This is a genomic window from Bradyrhizobium ferriligni, assembly GCF_056837965.1.
Genome location: NZ_JBXEJO010000148.1, coordinates 1 through 4,680 on the forward strand (window position 1 = coordinate 1; position 4,680 = coordinate 4,680).

Sequence of the window (4,680 nt, forward strand, 5' to 3'; positions counted from 1 at the left end):
GGGAGCCTAACCGATGTGCTCACCTCACTTGATTAGACCTCCGCCGGATGCGCGGGGCGCCGGCGCTAAAGATTGGCGCGCTCTTTCAAAGGATGCTGCTGCGCCTCCGCGCCCCGCTACTTCGCCTTGCCCAGCTCCATCAGCGTCCGCGTCATCAGATAGAGCCGCGGCACGATCGAGTTGGTGTCGATGTATTCGTCGCGCGCGTGATAGCCCCAGCCGGCGAGGCCGAAGCTCTCGACCACGACGGCCTTGCCGCTGCGCGCGGCGTAGCCGGCGTCGGTCGCGCCGCCGGTCATTTCCGCGATGTCGAGCGTGCGCCCGAGCTCGGTGTAGATCGCCTGTCCCTGCCTTGCGAGCGCGCGGCCGCGATCGTCAGCCACGAAAGGCGGGCGGCCCGCGACGACCTTCACGGTCACCTCGGTGTCCGCGATCAGTCTGTTCTTCACCTTCTCGTCGAGCGCGGCCTGCAGCTTTTGCACGCCGTCGGGAATGGTGAGGCGGATGTCGGCACCGGCGGTGGCGTGATCGGGGATCTGGTTGCGCACGGTGCCGGCCTTCGCGGTGGTCCAGTTCAGCTGCGTGCCCGGAATCGATTTCGCGACGTCCTGGGTCTGCAGCAATTGATGCGCGAGCTCGATTAGCGCGTTGCGGCCGAGCTGCGGCGCCGCGCCGGCATGCGAGGCCTTGCCCTTGACATCGATCGTGCCGGTAGCGGTGCCGCTGGCGCCGAGCAGCAGGCTCTCATTTTTCGCGACCGGCGGCGCCACCGTCGGCTCGCAGGACAGCACCACATCGTGCTGGTCGGCGAGCTCGGCGATGATCTCGCCGGAGCCGATCGAGCCGACCTCCTCATCCGGATTGAACGACACCGTGAGCTTGGCGTAGTCGCGCCAGCCCGCATCGTTCAGGATCTTCAGTGAATGCAGGATGACGGCGATGCCGCCCTTGTCGTCGGCAATACCGGGTCCGTAGATCCTGGTGCCGTCGATTTTGTAGGGCTGGGTGTCGAGGATGCCGTGCTCATACACCGTATCCATATGCGCGATCAGCATCAGCTTCCTGCTGCCGGTGCCCTCAAAGCTGCCGATCACCATGTCGGCACCGGCGCCCTTCGTGGTCTTGCGGCGTTCGGTCCTGGCGCCGAGCGCCTTCAGCCGCGCCTCGGTGTAGTCGGCCATCTTCTTCAGGCCTTCGACATCGCTGGAGCCCGACTCGATCCGCACCATGTCGTGCAGGCTCTCGATCACCGCCGGCTGGGCCTGCTCGGCGGCCGCGCGCAGCTTCTCGTCTGTGGCGGCAAAGGCGGAGGAGGAGGCAAGGGCGAGCAGGCCGGCCGACGCGAGCAATTTGATGGATAGTTTCATGATCGTCCTCCCTGCGCAGATGCAGGGAGACACTAGCATTGCGACTTGTCGGCCTCCAGCTGTGTCAGCTGCGCTCGAGCATCTCGACATCGAAGGTCTCGATCTCCGAGGCATCGGCGGTTGCATCGATCGCCGCGATCCGGTCGCCCGAGATCGTGACCCGCAGCACGATGCGCAGCGCGCCGCCGAAGATGACGGCGACGCCGATCTCGCCGTCGACCAGCGCGGGCTTCGCTGCCTGTGCGCGTCCCTTGAAGCTTTCGGCCACCACTGCGGCACCGCGGATCACCGGCAGCGACCCGAGCCGCTGCGCGGCCTGATCGGCGCGCACCACGACATCCGGCGCCAGCACGGCCAGCAGCCCTTCGAAATCGCCGTTGCGGGATGCGGCAAGAAAGGCCTCGACGATGCCGCGCTGCCGGCTGAGATCGGCATCCGGTGCGGGGGGCGTGCCCTGCACGCGACGCCTGGCACGACTGGCGAGCTGCCGCGCGGCGGCCGGCGTGCGGCCGACGATCGGCGCGATCTCCTCGAACGGCACCGCGAACATGTCGTGCAGCACGAACGCCAGCCGTTCGGCCGGTGCCAGCGTTTCCAGCACCACGAGCAACGCCGCGCCGACGGAATCGGCCATCTCGGTCTCGCGCTCGGACGGATTGTCCGCGACCGGCTCCGGCACATGGGGGCCGATCGGCTCCTCGCGGCGCGATTTGCGCGAGCGCAGCATGTCGAGGCAGATGCGCGCGATCACCGTGGTCAGCCATCCCCCGAGATTGTCGACCGCAGCGGCGTCGGTGCGGCCGAGCCGCAGCCAGGTTTCCTGCACGGCATCGTCGACTTCGGCGGTCGAGCCCAGCATGCGATAGGCAACCGCCCGCAAGCGCGGCCGGTTGGCCTCGAACTGTTCGGTGAGAGAATTTTTCTCGTCCATCGGTCACATTCCCTTTGTCCGCTCCGTCATGGCCATGACGAACGAGACCGCGCCGATGTGACAACAGATCGGCGCGGCGCCGTCAAAAGGCAAATCAGGAGAATGACATGATGAAAGCTCGCATGAATCACCCGGTGATGGTTGTTCCCGAGGCCATGAAGGCGTTGCAGGCGCTGAGCGAGAGCACCAAACCGGCATTGCCGGAAAAGCTGCTGGAACTGGTGCATCTGCGCGCCAGCCAGATCAATGGCTGCAGCGTCTGCGTCGACATGCACCCGAAACTCGCCCGGCGCGCCGGCGAGACCGACGAGCGGCTGTTCGCGGTCGGCGCATGGCGCGATGCGCCTTATTTCACCGAGGCCGAGCGCGCCGCGCTGGCGCTGACAGAAGCGGTGACCCGGCTCAGCGACCGCGAGGATCCGGTGACGGACGCGGTGTGGGATGAAGCGGCCAAGCACTTTGACGAGCAGCAGCTCGCGTCCCTGGTGCTCGGCATAGCGGCGATCAACGTCTGGAACCGGCTGAACGTCGCCGTCCGCCAGCCGGTCGGCGCCTGGAAGGTGTGAGAGAGTAGCTTTCTTGCTTCGCCTCTCCCCTTGTGGGAGAGGCCGCCACCGATGTGTCGCATCGGTGGCGGGTGAGGGGTCTGTCTCCGCGGAGACAGACCCCTCACCCGGCACGATGTCGCTGCGCGTCATCGCGCCACCCTCTCCCACAAGGGGAGAGGGTACACCGCTAGCTCGCCAAGAACTCCAGCACGATCTCGCAGTAGCGCTGCGGCGCCTGCTCGAACATCGGATGCGTGGTGCCCGGGATCATCTCGGTGCGTGCGGCCCTCACATTGGCGGCGAGCGCGTGCAGCACCTTCGGCAGCATGCCCTTGGTGTTGGCGCCGCCGATGAAGAGCGTCGGTATCCTGATCGCTTCCGCGTCCGCCTTCGAGAATGGCGGGCGCTGGTCGCGGGTCTGGCCGATCAGCGTGGTCGCATTGTCGCGCAGCAGCTGCTTGGAGGTTGCCGGAATCCGCTTCCACGCGCCGGGGCCTTCGAGCGCGTCCATGAAGATCTGCAAGCCGCCGTCGATATCGCCTTTGGCGATTTCCGCCGCACATGCCGCGAAGCGTGCTGCCAGCGGCGAGGGGCCCGGCTTGAAATCTGGATCAAGGGTCTCGTCGAGCTCGCCGCCCGGCTCGGCGAGGATCAGCTTGCGCAGCAGGTCGGGCCGCCGCTGCGCGGCGCGGAAGCAGATGTGGCCGCCGCGGGAATGCCCCATCAGGTCGACCGGTCTGGCGTCGAATTTCTCGATGAAGGCGATCACATCATCGACATGCTGTGCGATCGAATAGGTGTCGCCAACGCCGTCCCAATGCGCCGGGAAGAAATGCCGCAGGCTGACCGCGATCACGCGGTGCCGGCGCGTCAGCGGGCCGAGCACCGCCGACCAGATCCGGAAGTCGCACAGCGAGCCGTGCACGCAGACCAGCGGCGGGCCCTGACCAATATCGAGATAGGGCATGTCGAAACCGTTGACGTGGAGGCTGTGCATTTTGGGCTCGCGGAGAGGAGGTAGATGTTGTTGATTTGGCCGAAGTTCCCACGGAATTCGGGTGGATAGCAACATTCTCCAAGCCTAGATTCCGGATCAACAGCAAGCTCACGCGAGAGCTGAAGGGAACATCTGGAGCGAGCCATGACCGGCCAGCATTTTGCAATCTTCGAGACCATGATCGGCGCCTGCGGCGTCGTCTGGGGCGAGCACGGCGTCACCGGCGTGCAGCTGCCGATGGGCACCGAGGAGAAGACCCGCAAGCGGATTTTCCAGCGCAACGGCGACGTCACCGAGGCGGCGCCGCCGGCCGAGGTGCAGCACGCGATCGACGGTATGATCGAGCTGCTCGCCGGCAAGCCGAACGACCTCGCCGACATCGTGCTCGATCTCGACGGCGTGCCGGAATTCAACCGCGGCGTCTACGACATCGCGCGGAAGATTCCGCCGGGCAAGACCGTGACCTATGGCGACATCGCCAAGCAGCTCGGCGGCGTCGAGCTGTCGCGCGACGTCGGCCAGGCGCTCGGTCGCAACCCGTGCCCAATCGTGGTGCCCTGCCACCGCGTGCTGGCGGCGGGCAACAAACCGGGCGGCTTCTCGGCCAATGGCGGCGTGGTCACCAAGCTGAAGATGCTGCAGATCGAAGGCGCGATCGTGAACCACACGCCGAGTTTGTTTGATTAGAGCGGAAGTCACCCTCCCCTGGAGGGGGAGGGTCGGCTCACACGAAGCGCAGCGCAGTGTGAGACGGGGTGGGGTGATCTCTCAACACGGGCAGCACCCGATACGAGAGACTTCCACCCCACCCCGCCGCTCATTTCATTCGCGTCGACC

The 4,680-nt window shown here is 66.3% G+C and carries 5 protein-coding genes; 2 read left to right on the forward strand and 3 right to left on the reverse strand.

The features are described from left to right. Positions 1–116: 116 nt before the first annotated feature. Positions 117–1,367, reverse strand: coding sequence for a M20/M25/M40 family metallo-hydrolase (locus AC1VNY_RS42040; protein WP_482409601.1), 1,251 nt, complete (start codon positions 1,365–1,367; stop codon positions 117–119). Between the two features lie 64 nt (positions 1,368–1,431). After that, positions 1,432–2,298, reverse strand: coding sequence for a sigma-70 family RNA polymerase sigma factor (locus AC1VNY_RS42045; protein WP_482409602.1), 867 nt, complete (start codon positions 2,296–2,298; stop codon positions 1,432–1,434). A 110-nt stretch (positions 2,299–2,408) separates the two neighbouring features. On the opposite strand from AC1VNY_RS42045, the gene AC1VNY_RS42050 reads away from it, so the two are divergent. Continuing rightward, complete coding sequence (locus AC1VNY_RS42050) at positions 2,409–2,864, forward strand: carboxymuconolactone decarboxylase family protein (RefSeq protein ID WP_028341912.1); 456 nt, start codon at positions 2,409–2,411, stop codon at positions 2,862–2,864. A gap of 169 nt (positions 2,865–3,033) precedes the next feature. Here the strand turns inward: AC1VNY_RS42050 and AC1VNY_RS42055 are convergent, their stop codons facing one another. Beyond that, a complete protein-coding gene (locus AC1VNY_RS42055; RefSeq protein ID WP_482409603.1) occupies positions 3,034–3,843 on the reverse strand; it encodes an alpha/beta fold hydrolase in 810 nt (269 codons plus the stop codon). A 144-nt stretch (positions 3,844–3,987) separates the two neighbouring features. Here AC1VNY_RS42055 and AC1VNY_RS42060 point away from each other — a divergent pair, with 144 nt between their 5' ends. Beyond that, the gene (locus tag AC1VNY_RS42060; RefSeq protein WP_482409604.1) at positions 3,988–4,530 is read left to right on the forward strand and encodes a methylated-DNA--[protein]-cysteine S-methyltransferase; all 543 of its coding nucleotides are present in this window, start codon (positions 3,988–3,990) and stop codon (positions 4,528–4,530) included. Positions 4,531–4,680 lie beyond the last annotated feature (150 nt).

What these genes read in the sequence shown, in the direction of transcription:
- AC1VNY_RS42045 (WP_482409602.1), bottom strand. Translation starts at nt 2,298, where the DNA reads ATGGACGAGAAAAATTCTCTCACCGAACAGTTCGAGGCCAACCGGCCG.
- AC1VNY_RS42055 (WP_482409603.1), bottom strand. Translation starts at nt 3,843, where the DNA reads ATGCACAGCCTCCACGTCAACGGTTTCGACATGCCCTATCTCGATATT.
- AC1VNY_RS42060 (WP_482409604.1), top strand. Translation starts at nt 3,988, where the DNA reads ATGACCGGCCAGCATTTTGCAATCTTCGAGACCATGATCGGCGCCTGC.
- AC1VNY_RS42040 (WP_482409601.1), bottom strand. Translation starts at nt 1,367, where the DNA reads ATGAAACTATCCATCAAATTGCTCGCGTCGGCCGGCCTGCTCGCCCTT.
- AC1VNY_RS42050 (WP_028341912.1), top strand. Translation starts at nt 2,409, where the DNA reads ATGAAAGCTCGCATGAATCACCCGGTGATGGTTGTTCCCGAGGCCATG.